Source organism: Methanopyrus kandleri AV19, from assembly GCF_000007185.1.
Taxonomy (GTDB): Archaea; JAADCQ01; Methanopyri; order Methanopyrales; family Methanopyraceae; genus Methanopyrus; species Methanopyrus kandleri.
In genome coordinates, this window is record NC_003551.1 from 938,171 (window position 1) to 957,464 (window position 19,294).

Consider the following 19,294-nt stretch of genomic DNA (forward strand, 5'->3'; position numbering starts at 1 on the left):
ATTCGGTCACGCTTCGAGGACTGTGGGGCTCGGTAGAGAGCTACGTCGGATCGGACTGGAGCCCGTGTTCAGCTCCTTCGGTGAAGGGCGCGAGATGCTCATGCGTGAGTTCCCGGACGCACCCGTGTACGGACTCCCTAAGATAGAATTGTTCTCAGAGGACGGTTCGTTCGATCTGCTCCTACTTCTACGCCGTCACCCCGACTTACCGCTGAGGTTCTACGCGGGCGTAGAGGCCGATCGGCGCGTGATTCGGCGACACGGGTGCAAGGTCGTCGTTTCTGACTGTCAGTTCCACGCCCTCGTTGCCGCTCAGATCATAGGTGTACCGGCGATAGTAATCTCGAATATGCTCAGAGTACCCGGCGAAGGTTCCCTTGTGCGGCTGATCAACGGAATGCTTCGACGCATGTTCGAACTCGCCGACATCGTCCTCATACCCGACACCTACGACGACACCTACGACGTTCCGGAGATAGACACGGAGGTCGTATGGGTAGGACCTATCCTGAAGCGTCGACCCGACGAGTTGCCGCCCAGAGACGCGGTACGTCGGAAGTACGGGATTCCGGACGATGCGACAGTGGTTCTAGTCACGGCCGGGGGGTCCAAATACGGCCGTCGGATAGTTCGGATCGCGGTGGAAGGACTTAAGCTACTCTCCAAGTCGATCGACGTGTTCCCGGTGATCATCTCGGAAGAGCGTGTCGGCGACGGGCTCGGGCTGCAGTTACGGTACGTGGACAACCTCCTGGAACTTATCAAAGTCTCGAACGTGGTCATTACTCACGGGGGCCACACGACCCTCTCCGAGTGTGCCTGCTTACGGACGCCCGTAGTTTCGGTACCTCTGCCCAATCATCCCGAACAGCACATGAACGCCGAGCGAGTTCTCCAACGGGGATTAGGGGTCGCCGTGCCTCCCGAAGAACTCTCACCGAAGCGGATTGCGGAGGCCATAGAACAAGCCATCGACTGGAAGGTCCCGAAAATCAGGATGATGGATGGAAGGGGGGCCGAGCGCGCTGCGCGCATCGTCGCAGGAACGCTTGACTAGCAAGGAGTTGGGTCGCCAGCTTATCCACGCTACGTTCGGTCTCCTGTTCCTCCTCCCTCTTCACATGCTCGGAGTGTACGAGTTCGCCTTACTACTACTCTCAGGTCTCATCGCTGGTGTATCCGTATCTTTCGCGTTAAGGCGCGGCCTTCACGTTCCCATAGCGAAAGAACTCGTAGACGCCTTCGAACGGCCCGACGAGATGCACATACCCGGTCAAGGAACGCTCCACTTTGTGACGGGTCTCCTCCTGGCGACCATCATCTGCCCCTACACGAAGGTCCTCGACGTTACGATCATCGTCTTATCCGTCGGAGACAGTGCCTCCACGATCGCGGGTAAAGCCATCGGGCGTATCCCTATACCCTACAGCTCCAGGAAGACCGTGGAGGGCAGCCTCGTGGGCTTCACCGCCGCCGCCCTAGCCTCACTGGCTTGGACTGGGGATGTGGTGGTTTCGGCTCTAGCGGCGGGGGTCGGAATGCTCGTCGAAAGCTTGCCCACGCCAAACGACAACGTGACGATACCGGTGGCCGTCTCTGTGGCGCTAGGCTTCTGGTGGGGACTACTGTAGATTGCGCTGGAACCTGACGGTAGGGGTCACCGCCCTGGCCCTTATTCTCCTCGTCACCGCGCTGGCACCGTCCTACATTCCGGCCGCGTGCCTACTGCTGGAAGGTGGAAGCCGCCCTAAACTCGTAGCTTTCCTAGGGCTTCTCACGGCGTTTTCACTGGGGTCTGCAGTCGTAAGAAAGCGTCCCGATCCTCTCATCACGAGCCTCCTCCTCTTAGTGCTTCCCTTCACCTCGAACCTGCTCCATTGCGTCGCCGCTAAGTCGATCGGTGTGCCGCCAGGCTCGGAGTTTTTCGTGTTCAACGGCCGAGTACTCGAAGGTGACTCGCCTCTCCATACCCACATAGGCAAAGCGGCACTTACCTGGGCGCTCGAACGTGTCTGCAGGATCTCCCTGTACATCCACTGTGGCATGTCACTGGTGGAGACGTACCCTACCTACGTCCTCGCCGCTGAATTCGTGGTAGTATCTCTCTCGGTCCTGTTAGGTGTGTTCAACACCAGGGACCCTTTGTCTTGCCTAGCTTCCTCTCTGTTAGTCTTGAGTTCTATCGACGGTGGAGCGTTTTCTCTTCCGTACGTCCATGGTAGCTGGCTGTTGGCGTTGAGATACGTACGTGAACCCGAATTGATGATCATACTTCTATGGTTCGCAGCACTGTCCCCGTACTGCAAACTGGTCTTGGGAACGCTCCTAACCCACGCATATTACGGGGAGCGGTGGGATTCGGTTCGCCTCCAGGTACTCGCGGGCCCGCTCGACGGGCCGTTGAAGTCGCTCGGAGGGGTCCGATGCGACGGGTACTACGTACTCCCGGTGAGGAGTTGCGCGGAGTGGAAGGAGTTCCTCCGAAACCTCGAGGATTCACTTCGACGGTCGAAGGTCCGATGGGTCGCCTTCTGTACGTTTCCTAACATGGCTATGTACCTTTGACTAGTCTATCCCGTAGTATCTCTTCCAGAATCGACTGGGTGTTCAACCGTAGAGCTTTCCGTAGGGCCGACGAAGCCTCCTGAACGTAACTTTCGAGGAGTTTCTCGTACCTCTCCTCTAGGTCCTTCACCTTGCTCTCGAGCTCTTCGGTTTCAGAGCTTAACTTCGAGCGTGCCTCTTTCAACTCACTGCGTAGCTGTTCGATCTCGTCACGCAGTTCTCGGAGCTCTTTCCTGACGCCCTTCTCGCGGTCGAGCGTCTTCAGTACGAGTTCAACGTCGAAATCCGCCTGAACTAGTCTGGTGAGCACGCGGTCGTACTCAGCCTCTGAAAGCTCTTCCCTTAACCGCTCGGTCAGATCCTCGAGGAACCTCTCAAGGCGCCGTGCGATCTTCGGATCTAGGTCCCGAAGGACCTCGCCCAAAGGCGCTGTGTACGCCTTCAACTCCCGTCCCCTTCGAGTTCGTCAATGCGGACCGGCAACGTAGCGTCGGGGGGAATCTTGCGGATGTACCTCCGCCTGACCTCCGGATCCTGCATCCTGCAGTGGGGTCTCCACTTGCCCCACTCCGGATGTGAAGTCATTCGCTTCCACGCCGCTTTTAGTCCATCCTCGCGGATATTTCCGAAGGAGATCGGGGTGAAGTCGCACGGTGTGACCTCGCCGTCGTTAGTCACGTGGCACTGCACGTACCCGGCGAAGCACCCGGCTCCGTGCTCGCTGTTCACGTAAGACATCGCGGAGACCCGTGGTCCACTACTCTTCTCGCGGTTCCACCTGAGATGGAGGTCAATGAGATCTTCTCGGTGCTCGTCCGATAGTATCACACTCTCCTCGTGAAGCAGCCGGCCGGTCGGTACGGCGTCGAAGATCGTAACCTCGTGCGCTCCCAGGTCGGCGGCGAGACGGACCACGTCCTCCACCTTGCCAGTCTCCACGGTTTCCGGTGTAGCATAAGTCGAAACTCCGACTAGCAGTCCCGCATCGAGGGCGGCTTTGATGCCGCTTATGCACCGCTCGAAGAGTCCGGGGACGCCTCTCAGTTCGTCGTGCTCCTCGGGGTCCGGACTGTCGATACTGACGTGTATTGCGTACAATCCGGCTTCTTTCAGCTCCTTCACTCGGTCTTTCAGGGTGTACCCCGATGTGAACGCCGTGGCAATAGCTCGGTCGTCGTCCACGGCTTGAATGAGTTCGGGTAAATCCTCTCTGAAGAGCGGGTCTCCCCCGGTGAAAGTCACGTTGTATGTGCCGAGGTCGAGCGCTTCCCGAATCGCCCGATGCCAGTCCTCCGTCGAGAGTTCCGTCGGTCTCCGTCTGTCGGCGCTGCAGTGCACGCAGTTGCATGGACACCTCTGGGTTACGGCCATGGTGACGGCTTCTGGAACGCGGCGGCCCAGGACCTCGGACTTCAACCTCGCCCGGAGGAGACGCGTGAACGCCCGGCTGGGGAACGGTGGTAAGTACAGTGAGAACACGATCCTGTCCTCGCGGACGGCCGCCGGCTTCTCCTCCTCTAGGTGTTCGAACAACCTCTTGAGTGGTCTCAGGAGTGAAGCGAGCTTACCTTCCATCTCGAAGCTAACACGGCCCTGTTTCACCCTGGCTTTGACCCGAATCCCCGGCTTCTCGAGCACCGTAATAGCGGTCAAAGGCTGTTACGTCCCCAACACGTGATAAGGTGCTCTTAAGTTGAGTACGAGGAGGATCAGTGCGACTATGGAGACCGTGGTTGAAAGACGGGAGGCTAAAGATGGGTCCAACACCTCCCGAAGCACCTCATGGACTATCCGTCCACCGTCTAATGGTTTGATGGGGAGCAAGTTAGCGACACCGATGCCCAGTGATAACATCCCCAACATGTTCAGGAACATCACGAGCGCCACCATCACCTCGGAGACGAGGTACCCCCCGAAGTTCGGTATGACGTAAACGCCAAGCACCGGCCGACCTCGGTGCTCGTGTACCTTCACCAACTTGGTCCCCGAATCCGTGGCCACCTGGACTACGTCGCCGGGCTTGTGGTTCGCCAGTGCCCGTCGGAGATCGACGATGGTTTTAACCGGTTGTCCGTCGACCTCCCTGATCACCTCTCCCGTATGCAGTGGTACGTCTTTGAACATTTTACCGTGGACCATTACACCCGACGTCACGTATCCCGGTATCGCGCTTAAGCCGAGTACGGCCCCCATAGCGATGAACGACGTAAGCACGTTGAACGCCGGTCCGGCACTGAGAACCTCTATTCGCCGCCTCAGTGGGGCGCGTCGGAACTCTTCCTCTTCGAGTTCTACGAAGGCGCCCGGGAGGACGACCACCAGGAAGAACCCTATTCTCTTGATTCGGATCCCTGAGAGTCGTGCGGCTACCGCGTGGCCGAGCTCGTGGACCGTCAGGATGACCGCCAACGATGCCAGGCCCGAGATGAGCGGTAAGGTGATCCCCGGGAGGAGTACGGTGAACCCACCAGAACCTTCCGAGGCCCCCTTCACGAGCGTATATATTGCGAACGCTAAGCCCGCGAAACCCAGGATCGGGGACGCACGTACCGAAACTTTCAGGACAGGGCCCAAGAGCGTATGCTCAAGCCAACGGTCCATGAAGCCGACGCTCCGAGTCGCACGGTAGAGGATACCGTAGCGGAACTTCATCCCCGCGGCCCGTCCCAGGGCCATCGCGGCCAGGATGATCGTGAGTGCGATCGCGACCGTTTCAGCTTCCAATGGAATCCCCCGGTGTGAGTGGACTTGAGGGAGGTAAGGTACACGGAGGAGCATTGGGAGCTGCTACGCACGCTCAGGGATCGAGCCAGAAAGGTCGTGGAAACTCTATCACAGTTTGGGTTAGAGGGTTGGGTGCACGGAAGTGTCGCCCGAGGCGACGTGAGACCGGGTAGCGACGTGGACGTGTTCATACCGACTCCCGTCTCACCTCACGTAGTCGACGCGTTCATGGACGCGGCACCGTTCGAGGTAGTTGGCGTTACCGCGGTACTACCCACACCTCGGGACTGCGTCCGTATCAAGGTCGCGATGGAGGAAGACGTTGAAGTGACGTTCCCCATTACGCCGCCGACGGACCGTGAACTCGAGTTTTTCGACTTTTCGGGAAAGCTCACCCCCGACTCGCTGGAGCGGGACGAACGGGTTCCAGGCGTGGACAAGCGACTGAGGATGATCGAGCCCAAACCCTGGGGCCATGTGGAGTACTCGATCCTAGGCCGCGAGGGAGAGGTGGCTACGAAGCTCGGGGTGAGCACACAGCTGATTCACGAGAGGGTTCGCGCCTTGACGCGCAGGGATAAAGTAGGGGTACAGGGTGTGCACGCGAAGGTCGAAGGTCGGCCGGGAGAGCCGGTCATCGAACTCCTTCGGGAGCTCGGAAGGCGTAACCCGAAGGCGGCCGAGAAGCTGTCCGAGCTCGGGGTGTAAGCCTTGACGAAGCCCGTCGAGCCGGACGATCCCAGGATACGACTGCTTCTGGCGTACGTGAACCGAGTGAAGGACCGAGCCGCTTCCGGCGGTTACAGCGGTGTCAATCGACGACAGCTCACGGAGGTTCTGCAGTCCATAGAGTCGACGCTCCAGGAGCTCAGGTACTCGTATTTGCCGCCGGAAAACGTCTCGGAAAGACTGAAGGACTTACTGCCAGACCTGGAGGACGTCGTCGATCCGGAGGAACCCGAGCTCAGGTGGCTCGTTGAGTACTTGGAACACGCCGACGAAGTCTTCGAGCGCGAGATAGGGGACGAGGCCGACGCCGTACTGTGCGTGGTCGGCGAAGTCGGAAGCGTCCGAGAGCATCCGAACGCGGACAACCTCTACATCACGGTGGTAAACACGGGCCGGTTCGGCAAGCGTACCGTCGTTACGAACCTCACCGACGTGGAGGAGGGCGACTCGATGGCCGTCGCTCTACTCCCGCCTAGGGAGTTCTCCGGAGTCGTCAGTGAGGGGATGTTCTGCGGGGAAGCCGACGGAGAGCCGGGGGAAATCATAGAACCACCCGAGCGCGGTGAGGTACGGAGTATCGTACTGGAATGGATAGAAGGGGTGTAAGGACTATGGTTAGCGCTGACGATCTCACGTACCGCGAGAAGCTGGTACTACTGGCGCTATACGAGGAGTTCGACGGCGGTCCCGCCGGAGTGAAGAAGCTGGCGCCGGTCGTACACATGGACAAGACGAAGGTCTCGAGGGCCCTGAACGCGCTCGAAGAGAAGGGACTCGTGGAGTTCGAGCACATGGAGGGACGTCGCCTCACCGACGAGGGCGAGAAGATCGCCGAGGAGATCGCGGAGGAGATGGAACTACCGGAGGACGAAGGTCCTTACCAGTGCTCCGACTGCGGCAGGAAATACAAGCACCTACGACTCAAGTGCGCAGTATGTGGCGGCGAGATCGAAGTGAACAAGGACCATCCGGACGCGGCTAAAGCCGAGTGGAACCTGGAGCGTGCGAGGATGGGCTACCTGTAGAGCCCTTGCGATGAAACGTCAAAACCCGCCTGTTCTTTTCCCATGACACGTGTACTTCTCCGGAGTCAGTGAATTGAACGACAACAATTTCCCGTTTCTTCACGTCACCCCGAGCGTTCACCGTAGTGACTTCGGCGCGGATGTAAGTCACGTTACCCGCCTCGTCCTCGAACAACGGTCGGATTCCCACGATAAGTTCCCCTCCTCCCTCGCCAAGACGGAGTTGGCGTAGTACACTAGGGGTCGATACTGCTCCCACTTCTTGTCGTAAACCGTGATCTCTTCAGGCCCCACGCCTATCACCTGGAGAATCCTCGTCAGCACGAGACCGGCCCCCGAGGTTACCGGCGGAAAAGGCGTCGCCACACCGCTCCGTTATTTATCGACCTCGAGCGGGCAAGCCCACCGGGGAGCTGCTGCTTGACCAAGGAACACTGGTCGGAGGTGAAGGCGCGGGAAGTTACCGAGCACTGTCGGAAGCACGCTGACGAACTCCCCGACGAGATAGTCGTGGCCAGCGGGGCTTCGACGTCCGGGCGCCTCCATGTGGGAAACGCCCGAGACGTTCTCACTGCAGACGCCGTGGCCCGAGTCCTGCGAGAGCGCTACCATGAAGATGTTAGGGTCGTGTGGATCTCCGACGATGTGGATCCCTTACGTCGCATCCCACGTGACCTCGACGGTAGACTCTCGGAGGATTACCTCGGTGTACCGTACAAGGCGATCCCAGTAGGCGACGAGCCCTATTCTGACCGCTGGGCTCGTAACTTCGTGGAGGAGCTCCGGGAGTTCGGTGCGGAGGTTGAGTGGATCTCGTCGGCCGAACTGTACACGGACAACGGCTTCGTAAAGCTGGTCCGAGAGGTCGTGAACGATTACTACGGCGGCGGTGGGAGGCTCGCGAGCGTCCTCGAACGTTTCGGACTGGAGGATGCGCGGGTCTACATGCCGGTCTGCGAGGAGTGCGGCCGCATCGCTACTACTCGGGTGGTCGACGTAGACGGTTGGCGTATCGAGTACGTCTGCGAAGGACGGCATGAGATAGGGGACGCCGTCCTGGAAGGATGTGGGCACCGTGGAGAGCTCGACCTCAGGAAACCGATAGAGGTCAATGGGTTCGAGATACCACCGGGCAAGCTCGGGTGGAAGATCGAGTGGCCGACCCGCTGGGTCTACCTGGGTGTCGCCTGTGAACCCTTCGGCAAGGATCACTACGTGGCCGGAGGCTCGTACGAGGTGGGGTCGGCTATCGCCGAGGAGTTCTTCGGGTTCCCGGCCCCGGTACCGGTCCCCTACGAGTGGATCACGCTCGACGGCAAGGCGATGTCCTCCTCCAAGGGACACTACGTGACCCTGTCCGATTGGGGGGAAGTATGCCACCGCGAGGTGCTCCGCTACCTCGTCCTGCGCGGCAAACCGCTGAAACATCTCGACCTGGACCTACGGTTCGGTCTTCTGCAGGCGGTGGACGACTACGATGAGTTAGAGAAGCGGTACTTCGCCGGTGAAGCCGACGAGAGGGAGCGGCGCATCTACGAGCTTTCCCGAGTCGATGAGATCCCGGAGGAGTGTCCACCCCACGTACCGTTCCGGTTCTGCGCCGTCGTAGCTCAAGTAGTGGGTATCGAAGACGACGTCTCGGAGGAAGAGTTCGAGCGGGCGCTGGAGATATTCCGGAGGACCGGACACCTTGAAGCGGAGCCCGAGGGCTTCGGTCGGGAGTGGCTCCGGGAGAGACTCGAGAAGGCATCGCGATGGGTGGACAGGTACGCCCCGGAAGAGGCCCGGTTCAGGGTTCGAGAGGAACCGGAACCCGTGGAGTTGTCAGACAAGGAGCGGGAGTTCCTCGAGGACCTGGTCCGCCGGTTAGAATCGGAAACAACTAAAGAAGATCCGGAAACACTACAGCGGACGGTGTTCGAAGCCGCCCGTACCGCCGGGCTACGTCCCGCGGACGCCTTCAGGGTGTTTTACAACGTCGTGGTCGGGAAGGACCGAGGTCCACGTGCTGGCACCCTCATCGCGGCTGTGGGGGTGGATCGGATTTCGAGGCTGATCCGGGGCTGCCTCGAGGCTTCCGAAGACTAGACACCGGAAATGTGGTCCGTGGTGCCTTCCCGAAGGGTTGTAGGCTCTGCGTGTGCGGCGCCAAGCTGGTGGTGTTCGTGACCGGGGTCTGTAACCGCGGGTGTTGGTACTGTCCCGTATCGCCGAGGAAAAAAGGGAGTGACGTTTCCTTCGCCAACGAGCGTCCGATACGGTCCGAGCGGGACCTGGTGAAAGAAGCGGAATTAATGGACGCGGAAGGAGCGAGTCTCACCGGTGGCGATCCGTTAACGCGTCTCGAGAGGGCCGTCAACATCATCCGCACGCTCAAAGACGAGTTCGGCGACGACTTCCACATCCACCTCTATGCGCCGGCGGAGTCCGTCAGGGAAGGGGCGATTGAAGAGCTAGATGGAGTGGGACTGGACGAGTTGCGCGTGCACCCCTCCCCGGACTCGACTGTCAACAGGCGTGCGGCCGAGGTCCTGGAGGATTCCGGAATGGATCTGGGGTTCGAGATGCCCGCCATTCCCGGGGAAGAAAACTGGATCCTGGAGGTAGCTAAACTGGCGGACGAGTACGGGTTCGACTTCCTCAACGTTAACGAGCTGGAATTCACCGAATCTAACGCCGAAGAACTCAGAAGACGTAGGTTCGAGCGCGTAGATGACGACCTGTCCGACGCCGTCGCCGGGAGCGAGAGGACGGCCCTCACCGCGCTATCGGAGGTTGCTAACGACGTCGGCATCACCCTCCATTACTGTCCTTCCGAGGTGAAGGATGCCGTCCAGTTCCGGAAAAGGATCAAGAGAATGGCGAAGAACGTGGCACGTGACCACGAGGAGATAGATGAGGAAGGGCTCATAGTGAAGGGGATTTTCGAAGTAATATCCGGTGATCCGGAGGATCTCGCCGACGTGCTGATCAACATCCTCGAGGTGCCTGAGGAATGGGTGTATGTGGATGGGAGCCGAGTAGAGACGAAGCCGTTCGTCGTCGACGAGCTCGCCGATGTACTTTCGGACCTGGAGGAGGCCTCTCGATGCGAGATTCGGGCCTGGATCATCCGGGAGTACCCGACATGGGATAGAACCGTGGTAGAACGATGGCCGGTGCGGGGGTGAGTGCGTCGCGTGAAGACATCGCACTCCGGCTACGGCGTGTGAGCAGAGTCTGGGGAGCGGCACTGTACGTAGGCTCCGTACTCCTCATCGTCCTGATCGCCGTGTTAGGACTCGGAGCCCTAGGCCAATACAGCTACCAGGCTCAAGTGCTGCTCTTCGGTAACTACAGGGGGCAGCTGGCGGAGATCGATGAGAAGTATCAAGTGCTCAAGACGGAGTTCGATCAAGCCAATCATAAGCTACAGGCACTGCGTGACCTGTACCCGATTTCGAGTGCCGACCTCCACCAAGTCGAGAAAATCCGCGCTAAAGCTTCCCTAGAGCTCCAGTCGTTGAAACTGAAGAAGAAAGACACCGAATTCGCGGTCTACGTGCTGAAAGATCCGGCAACCTCCGATCTGAAGCTGAAGGAATGTATGGCGGAGCTGCGACGCGCGGAAGCAGCGGTGAAGGCGTTCGTACGGGCGGTCAAGGGGCTTGAAGACAAGTACGCCGGCAGGGTCCACTGAAGTCGACCTGGGCTCCCTACATCCCGGTCTGAAAGTCGAGCGACACTCCGGCTACTTACGGTTCAGACTTTACGGACTGATCGAGTTCGAGGTGGACCCCGAAGAATTCCGCCGAATGGTGACTGCCGTAATCTCCAAACGTGAGCGGCGCACGGTACCGGTCACCCTGCAAGGCACTCGTGTGGCGGCTCCGGTACCCCGTGAGGTGCTGGTCGGCGTTCTAACAGATCTCATATCCAGACTCGCCGGCGAGTCCGGAAAGAACGCCTACACGGGTCGTAGGGTGTACTACATCACCGAGACTACAGGTATCCCGCTGATAGGCCACACGGCTTTCGGCCTCATCGACCGTGGAACCAACGTAATACAGGTGCGCCCGCTCTCCGGGTGCAATCTCTGCTGCATATACTGCAGTGTGGACGAAGGACCGATCTCCCGCACGCGTTCGCGGGATTTCATGGTGGACCCTGACTACCTGATGGAGTGGTTCGACCGCGTAGCCGAGTTCAAAGGTCAGGGACTCGAAGCGCACCTCGACGGTCAGGGTGAACCCACGCTGTACCCTTTCCTGCCCGATGTGGTTCAAGCCCTCAAGGAGCACCCACACGTCGACATCGTCTCCATACAGACCAACGCCGTACCGCTGAGCGAAGACTTGGTGGACGAGCTCGTCGAGGCTGGAATCGACAGGTTCAACGTGAGCGTCAACTCGCTCGACCCGAAGAAAGCTCGGGCCATGGCGGGCCGGAAGGACTACGACGTCGAGCATGTGAAGAGGGTGGTCGAGTACATAGCCCAAGAGACCGAGGCCGACGTGCTGGTGGCGCCGCTGTGGTTGCCGGGTTACAACGACGATGATATCGTGGAGATCATCGGGTGGGCGGCGAAGATAGGGGCGGGGAAGCGGTGGCCGCCACTCGGGATCCAGAACTACCTAGAGTACAGGTTCGGTCGACGACCTAAGTTCCTACGTCGGGTTATACCGATGAAAGAGTTCTACAGGTGGCTCAGGGAGCTGGAAAGCAGGACGGAAGTGCGTCCGCTGGTGCTCAAACCCGAACACTTCGGGACCGAGCCCAGGAAATCACTACCGAAACCGTTCCGACGGGGAGATGTGATCAGAGCGGAAATAGTGTTGGAAGGACGGTTGCGGGGTGAGATGATAGCCCGAGCCGCCGATCGCGTGATCGCCATCCCGGACTCCGCCAAGATATTAAACGTGGGAGACCGCGTCCGGGTGAAAGTGACGAGGGACAAGCACAACATCTTCGTGGGGATCTTGGTCTGAACCAGGGGGAGAGTCACCAATGGCGGAGGAACGCTCGAAGGATGACATACCGGACTGGTGGGAGAAGGAGTGGGTTGAGTTCAGGTACCGGGGCTACACCCTGGGCGAGCTGATGAAGATGCCTATCGAGGAGTTCATCGAGCTACTCCCCGCACGCCAGCGTCGCTCGCTGAAACGTGGCCTGCCCTCCAGGCACAAGAAGCTGCTGCGCAAGGTCCGGCGAGCTCGGAGGCTCCTGAGACGCGGTAAGAAGCCTCCGGTAATCCGGACCCACTGCCGGGATATGATCATCCTGCCCGAAATGGTAGGACTGACCATCGCGGTGTACAACGGAAAGGAGTTCAAAGAGGTGAAGATCGAGCCGGAGATGATCGGTCACTACCTCGGTGAGTTCGCCAAGACCAGGAAAACCGTCGAGCACGGAGGAATCGGTGCTACACGGAGCTCGTTGTTCGTGCCACTGAAGTAATCACCACCTAGCATCGGGCACCTCGACGTGTACGCCGTACAGGGACAGTTTCCTGTCCACCTCCAACACCCTTCTCACTGCGGATAGAGCTATTGAACCCGATTTCAGCGCGACCCAGTACTCGAAAAGGCCGTCGTACTCCGTGCCCACCTTGCTGTCCTCCATCACCAGTATTCCAGGCTCGTCAGAGCCCAGAGAGGTGACCTTTTGGACCATCTCCCGGAACTTGTTCGTGACCTTCCACACTTTCCATTCGCGCTCTACATCGTACTCCCTGAGGTAGCGTAGGGCGATTTTCAAAGCACCTATCAGCGACCGTCCCCGCCTCTCCACAGGTTCATCTACCGAGGCTGACCCGTGAACCTTGAGCTCGTCCAGCGGCCCCCGTGAGCGTGCCTCGTGCCTTTCGAGGATCACCTCTACGATCCGGGGGCGAGACGTGGAGTCCGCCTGGCGTACGGTGACTTCGAACGTATACCTGGTATCGGATGTCACGTACTGCGCGATGCTATTGGTAGGAAGCTCCTCCTCGGCACGCACCCACACCATCAGCGAGCATCTAGCCTCCGAATACTCCTTCAGAGGAACGCGCTCGGCCATTTCTTTTAAGGTCTTGTAAATCTCCTTCACGCGTCCACTTTTGAGCTCGGGGGCACACTCCCTGGCTAACTCCATCCCGGTCCTGCGAGGCGAGGTCCGTACCCCCCGGACGGAGGTGATTCCAACATGATCGATGTCCTCCTGATCAACCCCCCTGATGTCACGACTAAGTACCAGCGATTCTTGGGCATTACAGCGCCTCCGCTTGGACTAGCCTACATCGCCGCGGTGCTCGAGGAGGCGGGATACACGGTTAAAATCCTCGATTGTCCCCCACTGGACATGTCCTTCGAGGACCTGAGACGAGCCGTGCGGAAGCTCCGTCCTAGAATCGTATCCATCATGGCCACGACTCCGATCATTCACCAAGCCTACCAGGCGGCCAAGGTCGTCAAGGAAGAACTAGAGGACGTCATCGTATGCCTTGGCGGTTATCATCCTACCTTCATGGACGTCGAGTGCCTCAAGGAGTGCCCCTACGTCGACGTCGTGGTACGGCGTGAGGGCGAATTCACGCTCCTGGATCTGGCGAAGGTGTTCATCGACGGCGTAAAGACACTCTCAGAGGTACTGGGGATCACGTACCGGGAGAAGGACGACATCGTCAGAGCCCCTGATCGACCCCTCATTCGCGATCTCGACGCACTACCGTTCCCCGCGCGTCACCTGCTTCCCATGGACAAGTACACTTTCTTCGGGGCTAAAACCACCGCCACCACGATGGTGTCGAGCAGGGGTTGTCCCGTAGGATGTGACTTCTGCGCTTCTTCAGCGATGCACGGCCACAAACTCCGGATGCACTCGGCCGAGCGTGTGGTTTCCGAGATGGCGCATGTCCACGAGAACTACGGATCGGACATCATAGCCTTCGTCGATGACACGTTCACGTACGATCGGCGGCGTGTCGAGGAGATCTGTCGGCTCATCGTGGAAAGCGGTCTAGACGTAACCTGGGGCTGTGCCGCACGCGTCGACACGATCGACAGGGAGTTACTTGAACTCATGCGCGAGGCGGGATGCTCGGTCCTGTTCTTCGGAGTCGAGTCGGGTAGCCAGGAGGTCCTGGACAACGTCGGTAAGGGGTTTACGGTCGAGCAGACGAAGAAGGCGTTCCAACTCTGCCGCGAGTTCGACATAGTGACCGTGGCTTCGGCTGTGATCGGCTTACCGGGCGAGACCCACAGGAGTGCCCGGCAGACGATAAAGTTCCTGAAAGAAATCGACCCCGATTACGCCGTGGTGTCCGTCGCGACGCCATATCCCGGCACTAAGTTCTACCAAGAGGCCGTGGAGAAAGGGCTCATCGAGGAAAAGTCGTGGGACAAGTACACCCTCATGGACCCGGTGGTCAGGACGACCGAGCTGTCCCCAGAGGAGGTGAAGAAGTACCAAAAGCGCGCCATGATCGAGTTCTATCTTCGTCCCCGGTATCTTATCCGACGGCTGAAGGAGGACGGCATCGATGCCGTCCGTGTGACCGGAACGATGATCGCCGAGGTCGCGTTCAAGAAGATGAAAGCGTTGTTGGCTAAGATCCCGAGTCCTCGGTTTTCACACCGCAAGGGCTCGGACGAGTGACGAACGCCTCGTAACCTAAGGCGCTTAGCGTTTCGACGGCACGTTTCGCATCCTCCTCCCTCTCGAATAACGCGACCGCGCATCCTCCTCCTCCGGCGCCGGTAACCTTCGCCCCTAAGGCGCCCGCGCTCCTGAATACGTGTACGATCTCCTCCAGGGCACGCGTGGAGACGTTCAGGGCCGCCAACAGCCCGTGGTTGGCGTTCATGAGCTCCCCTACGGTCCTTAAGTCCCCATCACGCAGAGCCGCCTCGAGGTCATCGACGAGCTCCCCTATCAGCTCCATGACCCCGTCGACGATGTCCAACCTCTCGCGGAGTTCGGCCACCCGGCGCACCATCTCACCCGTACGACTGGGTTCCTGGGAGTGCGCCACGACCAGCACGGGGTTACGCTCCGGTTCAATCAGCTCGAACTCCCGCCCTGAAACCCTCACGAACCCGCCGTACGTGACCACCGTGGCGTCGGTCCAACTCGCCTTCCCCTGCACCTCGAGCTCCACCTCACGGACAAGTCTCCGTATCTCTTCCCTGGAGACGTTTACACCCGATACCTCGGCTAGTCCGAGTAGCACTGCCGCCGTGACCGCAGCCGATGTGCCTAGACCACTCGCCGGGGGAGCTTCCGACAGAATCCTCAGGTTAGAGGGAGGAGCGTCGAACTCCTCCGATGCCTTTCGCACCGCCGTAGCCACGTACGTCAGTTCCTCGTGCAAGCTCTCGGATCGGAAGCCCTTTACATTTCCGTCACGTGTGATCTCAGCCCTTACGTTCCCCTCGCAGCTCAGCTCGGTTTCCACCCTGAAGCTGTCGTCTCCGGGTTCCGCCGTGACCCTAACATAGGTATCTAATGCCACTGCGACCGCCGGATACCCGTAAACGACGGCGTGCTCGCCCGCCAGGATAGCCTTCAGTGGAGCCTTGACGGAAATACGCAACCATAGTCCCCCGGGTGACCGAGCTTGATGTTGCCGAAGACCCTTAAGCCCGTGGTGGAGGATAAGTACGTTGAGAGTCTCGAAGAGCTGGCGGACCTGATCGCCAGCGCGGATCTAAGGACCGGAGTTGTGAGGATCACCGCACGGTCCGGTGACGCCCTGCTCGACGCGTTCATCGTAGTCCTCAACGGTAAGGTCGTCTACATCGAGGTCGAAGAGGTACGGACCGGGGAACGATGGCGGGGAGAGGAAGCGTTAGAGCACCTGAGGGAGATCTTAAGTGCAATTGAGGGAGGTCAGTCCGCCGTTGTCGACGTGTTCGAGGCCTCGGAAGACGACATCGAGATGATCTTCGAGTACCACGGTATACGGCCGAAGGAGATCGAACTGGAGGACGTGCTGCCAGTCCCCGCGCTCGAAGCCGATATCGAGTTCGAGACCGAGGAACTCGAGGGCGCCGAGAAAGAGGAAGCTACGGAGGAAACCGGGATCGGAGTAGAAGAGATCGAGGAAGCCTATGACGAGGAGCCGGAGGCGGTAGAGTCCTACGACTTCACGGAAGAGGTAGAAAGAGAACCGGAATCCCTGTCGCGTGAGGAGATACTGAAGAAATATGGGATCAAGGAGCCGGACGAGTCCTTCGTCGAGAATATCCTGAAGGAGTTCACCGGAGTGGAGACGGACCTTCGAGAGCGGATCTCGAGGGTTCTTCGCAGCTACGGTATAACGGTCTTCAAGGTGGAAGGTATCGTCGAAGTCCTGCTGGGGAACGACACCGACGAGGAGGAAGTCGTTGAGACCATTCGGGACTTCATGAAGGATGCCGGCGTCGACGAGCTGGAGGTCCGCACGTACCGACCCGAGTGGTTGGGGAGAAAGATTTAAGGTAACCCAGTCGGGTTAGGACCCGGGCTCGGGCCGGCAGCTCAGTCTGGACAGAGCGCGGGCCTTCGGAGCCCCGTGGTCCCGGGTTCAAATCCCGGCCGGCCCACACGCGTTATCGTTATGGTATCCGTAACAATGGGGTTCTCGAATTGGACGATGAACTCCGGAAGCTCGCAGAAGCGGGCCCCTTCGAGGTCACGATCGCGAAGCTGGAGGAAATACTGACGCGCCTCGACCGTCTTGAAGCGAAGATCGACGAGGCTCTCGCGCGTATCGAAAGGCTGGAACGGGAGCTGAGGGAGGATGAGCGTGGATGAGCTTCCATTCGACAGCGTTGCCGTCATCGGGCTGGGAGTGGAGGGACGTACCTGCGCGGCGAGGTTGGCGGAACTGGGACTCAAGGTCTACGCCTCCGACATCAGGGAAGACGTCGACGTCTCATCGCTCGAGAGGCTTCCCAACGTCGAGGTAGAGCTCGGTCATCACGACATCGACAGAATCCGCGAGTGCGACACCGTGTATTTCTCGCCCAGCATACCGAACGACGCGGAGATAGTCCGCGAAGTCCGCAACATCGGGGTTCCACCACTTGAGGATCTCCTCACATGGCCAGATTCTTCGAAATTCGTCGTGGTCAGCGGAACCAACGGTAAAACCACGACGGTTCATATGATCGATCACCTACTCGACAAACTCGGTATCGATCGAAAGATCGGTGGGAACGCCGGAGGGGGTTTCGACGGGTACGCTACCCTCTACGTGCGAGCCGAGTTGGCGCGTCCGGAGGTCGTAGTCTGTGAGGTGTGTGACATGACGCTGGACTATTTCTCCGACCGAGCTCCACGGTACGATGTCGCGGTCTTCCTGAACCTGGGTTTGGATCACCTGGACTACCACGGTTCGATCGAGAGGTATGCGGCCCGAGCAGCCCGTTTCTGCGATCGGGCCCGAGAGACGGCGATCGTCAAGTGTGACGGGGAGGAACGGAAGGTAGTCGAAAGGATGGAGAGTACTCCCAGGTGTTATGATGAGTTGGACGTGGAAGTCGATATACCGCTCCGAGGGGAGTTCTACAGGCTGGATGCCAAGGCCGCGCTGCTGGCCGTCGCCGAGATAACCAGCGAACCTCCCGAGGAGCTGGCCCCGTTACTCTCGGACTTCACCAGTGTTCCCGGACGCATTAAGGAGTACAAGCTAGGTGAAGGCCGGCTGGTCATCGGAAAGACCGACAACCTCTCCGCCCTGAAGGTCGTCTTAAGGGACTACGGACCCCTGGACGTCGTCTTCTGGGGGACTCCGAGGCCGGGCGAAGATTACCGAATCGAGGGAATCGGCCGGACCCTCCGGGAGGCGGGGGTAGAACGCGTCTACGTGTTTCCCGGCCTGTCGGAGGAGACCGTGGACGACGTGATCGAGGAGCTCACGAGCTCCGGAATTGAGGCGTCTCCGGTAGAGCCTTCCGAGGTCGCCTCGAAGGCTCTGGAGCTGGCGCGGCGTGGTCGGGATGTGGGAGTGCTAGGAAACGGGCAGGATGTTATAATCTCAATACAACATGACGTCGAGCGTGCGGTACGCTTTTTGACCGCTGGATCGGAGCGATCTCGGGGATGAGCCGGGATGGAGGTTGAATTCATACGCTTGGCGGACGAGATCCCGGAGTGTGAGTTCTTGATTGAGGGATACCCAGGTATAGGGATGGTGGGCGTAATCGCCATCCGCCACGTGGTGACGGAGTGCGGGGCCGAACCGGCCTTCGTGATGAAGATCGAGGACATGCCGACGGCGGCGATCGTGCACGAGGGTCGTGTGTACCCGTCAGCCGGAGTTTTCGTGCTAGACGACCTATCATTCTTCTACGCGGAGCAGGCCGATATGCGTCCCGGAGTCGTTCAGAATATCTCGGAGTCCGTAGCCGAGTTGTCCCGGGAGATAGGCGTGGAGTGCATCGTGTGTCTAGCGGGTATCAGAGCGCCTGACCTCGAGGATGAGCCCTCGCTGTACTACGCCGCCACCTCGGATAAAGCCGCCGAGCTTTTCGAGGGTATCGCGGAGCCACTCAAGGGGGGCACGATCACGGGGGTCAGCGGTCCGTTGCTCCTAGAGGGTAGCTTGCGCGGTTTGGATGCAGTCTGCTTACTCGTCGAGACTCCCGGTACGTATCCTGACCCTAAAGCGGCATCGCGGGTCGTAGAGGCCCTCAACGAGGCGTTGGGTCTCAGTGTGGACGTGTCGAAGCTCGAGGAGGAGGCGGAGCGCATCGCCAAGGCTGTTGAGGAGACCGTACAGCGTCTCCGGGAACAGCAACGGATGGAGGAAGAAGAGGCAGAACCGACGGAGAGGATGTTCGTGTAGCAGGCTGATACCTCCTCGCACCTTGAAGGCGGGGGTCCTACCTAAGGGGTTGTGAATCGGCTTGAAAATGCTCGCAATCACCGGGGTGAGCTTCCGAGTCGTCGAGCAACTCCTCACACAAGGGTCTACTCAGATAATAGTACGTAGCGGTAACAACCTCGACGCAGTCGTCCGCCTCCAGCCTGGTGATCTGGTCTTCGTGACCACCGTCGGCAAGCGAGAGCTCAAGAAGGGCGTCAGTGGTGTTGTAGCCACAGTGCGCTCCGTCAGCGTGGTCCACGAGCACGTCGTAACCGGGGGCGACGAGCACTTCGAGCGGGAATTCGTGGCGGCCAGACTCATCCTGAATCGGGTCGGGTCCGGTCGTGTTAGGGAGTACAAAGACTGCGGTGTGGGTCGTCGCGTGGAAGTCGACGTAGAAATGGAGTCGGCGGTTTCGGAGGCCTACTGAAGGGGTGGAGTG

At 59.5% G+C, this 19,294-nt stretch carries 23 protein-coding genes and 1 tRNA gene; 18 read left to right on the forward strand and 6 right to left on the reverse strand.

The genetic code is table 11. From position 1 onward, the window contains the following. Nucleotides 1–22: 22 nt before the first annotated feature. From MK_RS05170 to MK_RS05180, 3 genes are read left to right on the forward strand one after another with little or no spacing between them, the layout of a single operon-like run. A complete protein-coding gene (locus MK_RS05170; RefSeq protein ID WP_011019345.1) occupies nt 23–1,057 on the forward strand; it encodes a UDP-N-acetylglucosamine--N-acetylmuramyl-(pentapeptide) pyrophosphoryl-undecaprenol N-acetylglucosamine transferase in 1,035 nt (344 codons plus the stop codon). Then, nucleotides 1,050–1,631, forward strand: a complete 582-nt coding sequence (locus tag MK_RS05175) for a diacylglycerol/polyprenol kinase family protein (protein ID WP_011019346.1) — start codon at nt 1,050–1,052, stop codon at nt 1,629–1,631. The genes MK_RS05170 and MK_RS05175 overlap by 8 nt, the downstream gene beginning before the upstream one ends. A 1-nt stretch (nt 1,632) precedes the next feature. Continuing rightward, nucleotides 1,633–2,565: a hypothetical protein gene (locus MK_RS05180; RefSeq protein WP_011019347.1), complete on the forward strand. Its 933-nt coding sequence runs from the start codon at nt 1,633–1,635 to the stop codon at nt 2,563–2,565. Here the strand turns inward: MK_RS05180 and MK_RS05185 are convergent. From MK_RS05185 to MK_RS05195, 3 genes are read right to left on the reverse strand one after another with little or no spacing between them, the layout of a single operon-like run. After that, nucleotides 2,552–3,010, reverse strand: coding sequence for a hypothetical protein (locus tag MK_RS05185; RefSeq protein ID WP_148679660.1), 459 nt, complete (start codon nt 3,008–3,010; stop codon nt 2,552–2,554). The two genes, MK_RS05180 and MK_RS05185, sit on opposite strands and share 14 nt — an antisense overlap. Next, entirely contained in the window at nt 3,007–4,218 is a 1,212-nt protein-coding gene (locus MK_RS05190) for a radical SAM protein (protein ID WP_011019348.1), read from the reverse strand. Before MK_RS05190 ends, MK_RS05185 begins: the two co-directional genes overlap by 4 nt. Before the next feature lie 6 nt (nt 4,219–4,224). Beyond that, nucleotides 4,225–5,289, reverse strand: coding sequence for a M50 family metallopeptidase (locus MK_RS05195; RefSeq protein WP_158295945.1), 1,065 nt, complete (start codon nt 5,287–5,289; stop codon nt 4,225–4,227). A gap of 24 nt (nt 5,290–5,313) precedes the next feature. On the opposite strand from MK_RS05195, the gene MK_RS05200 reads away from it, so the two are divergent. The 3 genes from MK_RS05200 to MK_RS05210 are packed head-to-tail and all read left to right on the forward strand — an operon-like array spanning nt 5,314 to nt 7,043. After that, nucleotides 5,314–5,997, forward strand: a complete 684-nt coding sequence (locus tag MK_RS05200) for a nucleotidyltransferase domain-containing protein (protein WP_158295946.1) — start codon at nt 5,314–5,316, stop codon at nt 5,995–5,997. Nucleotides 5,998–6,000: 3 nt separating this feature from the next. Beyond that, nucleotides 6,001–6,624, forward strand: coding sequence for an RNA-binding protein (locus tag MK_RS05205; RefSeq protein WP_011019351.1), 624 nt, complete (start codon nt 6,001–6,003; stop codon nt 6,622–6,624). A 5-nt stretch (nt 6,625–6,629) separates the two neighbouring features. After that, the gene (locus MK_RS05210) at nt 6,630–7,043 is read left to right on the forward strand and encodes a MarR family transcriptional regulator (protein ID WP_011019352.1); all 414 of its coding nucleotides are present in this window, start codon (nt 6,630–6,632) and stop codon (nt 7,041–7,043) included. Nucleotides 7,044–7,190: 147 nt separating this feature from the next. Here MK_RS05210 and MK_RS09085 read toward each other — a convergent pair whose 3' ends face one another. Continuing rightward, nucleotides 7,191–7,367: a hypothetical protein gene (locus MK_RS09085; protein ID WP_011019353.1), complete on the reverse strand. Its 177-nt coding sequence runs from the start codon at nt 7,365–7,367 to the stop codon at nt 7,191–7,193. Nucleotides 7,368–7,463: 96 nt separating this feature from the next. Here MK_RS09085 and lysS point away from each other — a divergent pair, with 96 nt between their 5' ends. The 5 genes from lysS to MK_RS05235 are packed head-to-tail and all read left to right on the forward strand — an operon-like array spanning nt 7,464 to nt 12,479. Continuing rightward, nucleotides 7,464–9,131 (forward strand): lysine--tRNA ligase, encoded by a 1,668-nt coding sequence (gene lysS, locus MK_RS05215; RefSeq protein ID WP_011019354.1) that lies wholly within the window; start codon nt 7,464–7,466, stop codon nt 9,129–9,131. 11 nt (nt 9,132–9,142) lie between these two features. Continuing rightward, the gene (locus tag MK_RS05220; RefSeq protein WP_011019355.1) at nt 9,143–10,213 is read left to right on the forward strand and encodes a radical SAM protein; all 1,071 of its coding nucleotides are present in this window, start codon (nt 9,143–9,145) and stop codon (nt 10,211–10,213) included. After that, entirely contained in the window at nt 10,210–10,722 is a 513-nt protein-coding gene (locus tag MK_RS05225; protein ID WP_148679664.1) for a hypothetical protein, read from the forward strand. Before MK_RS05220 ends, MK_RS05225 begins: the two co-directional genes overlap by 4 nt. Further along, nucleotides 10,691–12,010 (forward strand): radical SAM protein, encoded by a 1,320-nt coding sequence (locus tag MK_RS05230; protein ID WP_148679665.1) that lies wholly within the window; start codon nt 10,691–10,693, stop codon nt 12,008–12,010. The genes MK_RS05225 and MK_RS05230 overlap by 32 nt, the downstream gene beginning before the upstream one ends. A gap of 19 nt (nt 12,011–12,029) precedes the next feature. Beyond that, complete coding sequence (locus tag MK_RS05235) at nt 12,030–12,479, forward strand: 30S ribosomal protein S19 (protein ID WP_011019358.1); 450 nt, start codon at nt 12,030–12,032, stop codon at nt 12,477–12,479. Here the strand turns inward: MK_RS05235 and MK_RS05240 are convergent, their stop codons facing one another. Then, nucleotides 12,480–13,154, reverse strand: coding sequence for a hypothetical protein (locus tag MK_RS05240; protein ID WP_011019359.1), 675 nt, complete (start codon nt 13,152–13,154; stop codon nt 12,480–12,482). It lies immediately after the preceding gene. A gap of 51 nt (nt 13,155–13,205) precedes the next feature. Between MK_RS05240 and MK_RS05245 the strand changes: the two genes are divergently transcribed. Then, nucleotides 13,206–14,657, forward strand: a complete 1,452-nt coding sequence (locus tag MK_RS05245) for a B12-binding domain-containing radical SAM protein (RefSeq protein WP_011019360.1) — start codon at nt 13,206–13,208, stop codon at nt 14,655–14,657. On the opposite strand, the gene mvk is transcribed toward MK_RS05245, so the two are convergent. Beyond that, nucleotides 14,608–15,594: a mevalonate kinase gene (gene mvk / locus MK_RS05250; RefSeq protein WP_011019361.1), complete on the reverse strand. Its 987-nt coding sequence runs from the start codon at nt 15,592–15,594 to the stop codon at nt 14,608–14,610. The two genes, MK_RS05245 and mvk, sit on opposite strands and share 50 nt — an antisense overlap. 27 nt (nt 15,595–15,621) lie before the next feature. On the opposite strand from mvk, the gene MK_RS05255 reads away from it, so the two are divergent. The 6 genes from MK_RS05255 to MK_RS05275 all read left to right on the forward strand — a co-directional run bounded on the left by MK_RS05255 (nt 15,622) and on the right by MK_RS05275 (nt 19,282). Further along, nucleotides 15,622–16,479, forward strand: coding sequence for a DUF2226 domain-containing protein (locus MK_RS05255; RefSeq protein WP_226988734.1), 858 nt, complete (start codon nt 15,622–15,624; stop codon nt 16,477–16,479). A 30-nt stretch (nt 16,480–16,509) separates the two neighbouring features. Next, nucleotides 16,510–16,585: transfer RNA gene (locus MK_RS05260), tRNA-Arg, on the forward strand. 43 nt (nt 16,586–16,628) lie between these two features. After that, a complete protein-coding gene (locus MK_RS09090; protein WP_158295947.1) occupies nt 16,629–16,796 on the forward strand; it encodes a hypothetical protein in 168 nt (55 codons plus the stop codon). Further along, the gene (locus tag MK_RS05265; protein ID WP_158295948.1) at nt 16,789–18,090 is read left to right on the forward strand and encodes a Mur ligase family protein; all 1,302 of its coding nucleotides are present in this window, start codon (nt 16,789–16,791) and stop codon (nt 18,088–18,090) included. Before MK_RS09090 ends, MK_RS05265 begins: the two co-directional genes overlap by 8 nt. A 6-nt stretch (nt 18,091–18,096) precedes the next feature. Further along, nucleotides 18,097–18,831: a proteasome assembly chaperone family protein gene (locus MK_RS05270; protein WP_011019364.1), complete on the forward strand. Its 735-nt coding sequence runs from the start codon at nt 18,097–18,099 to the stop codon at nt 18,829–18,831. 67 nt (nt 18,832–18,898) lie between these two features. Continuing rightward, nucleotides 18,899–19,282 (forward strand): DUF473 family protein, encoded by a 384-nt coding sequence (locus MK_RS05275; RefSeq protein ID WP_226988735.1) that lies wholly within the window; start codon nt 18,899–18,901, stop codon nt 19,280–19,282. Nucleotides 19,283–19,294 lie beyond the last annotated feature (12 nt).

Coding starts and splice junctions, on each gene's coding strand:
- MK_RS05275 (WP_226988735.1), top strand. CDS start 18,899: ATGCTCGCAATCACCGGGGTGAGCTTCCGAGTCGTCGAGCAACTCCTC.
- MK_RS05245 (WP_011019360.1), top strand. CDS start 13,206: ATGATCGATGTCCTCCTGATCAACCCCCCTGATGTCACGACTAAGTAC.
- MK_RS05255 (WP_226988734.1), top strand. CDS start 15,622: ATGTTGCCGAAGACCCTTAAGCCCGTGGTGGAGGATAAGTACGTTGAG.
- MK_RS05210 (WP_011019352.1), top strand. CDS start 6,630: ATGGTTAGCGCTGACGATCTCACGTACCGCGAGAAGCTGGTACTACTG.
- MK_RS05270 (WP_011019364.1), top strand. CDS start 18,097: ATGGAGGTTGAATTCATACGCTTGGCGGACGAGATCCCGGAGTGTGAG.
- MK_RS05240 (WP_011019359.1), bottom strand. CDS start 13,154: ATGGAGTTAGCCAGGGAGTGTGCCCCCGAGCTCAAAAGTGGACGCGTG.
- MK_RS05235 (WP_011019358.1), top strand. CDS start 12,030: ATGGCGGAGGAACGCTCGAAGGATGACATACCGGACTGGTGGGAGAAG.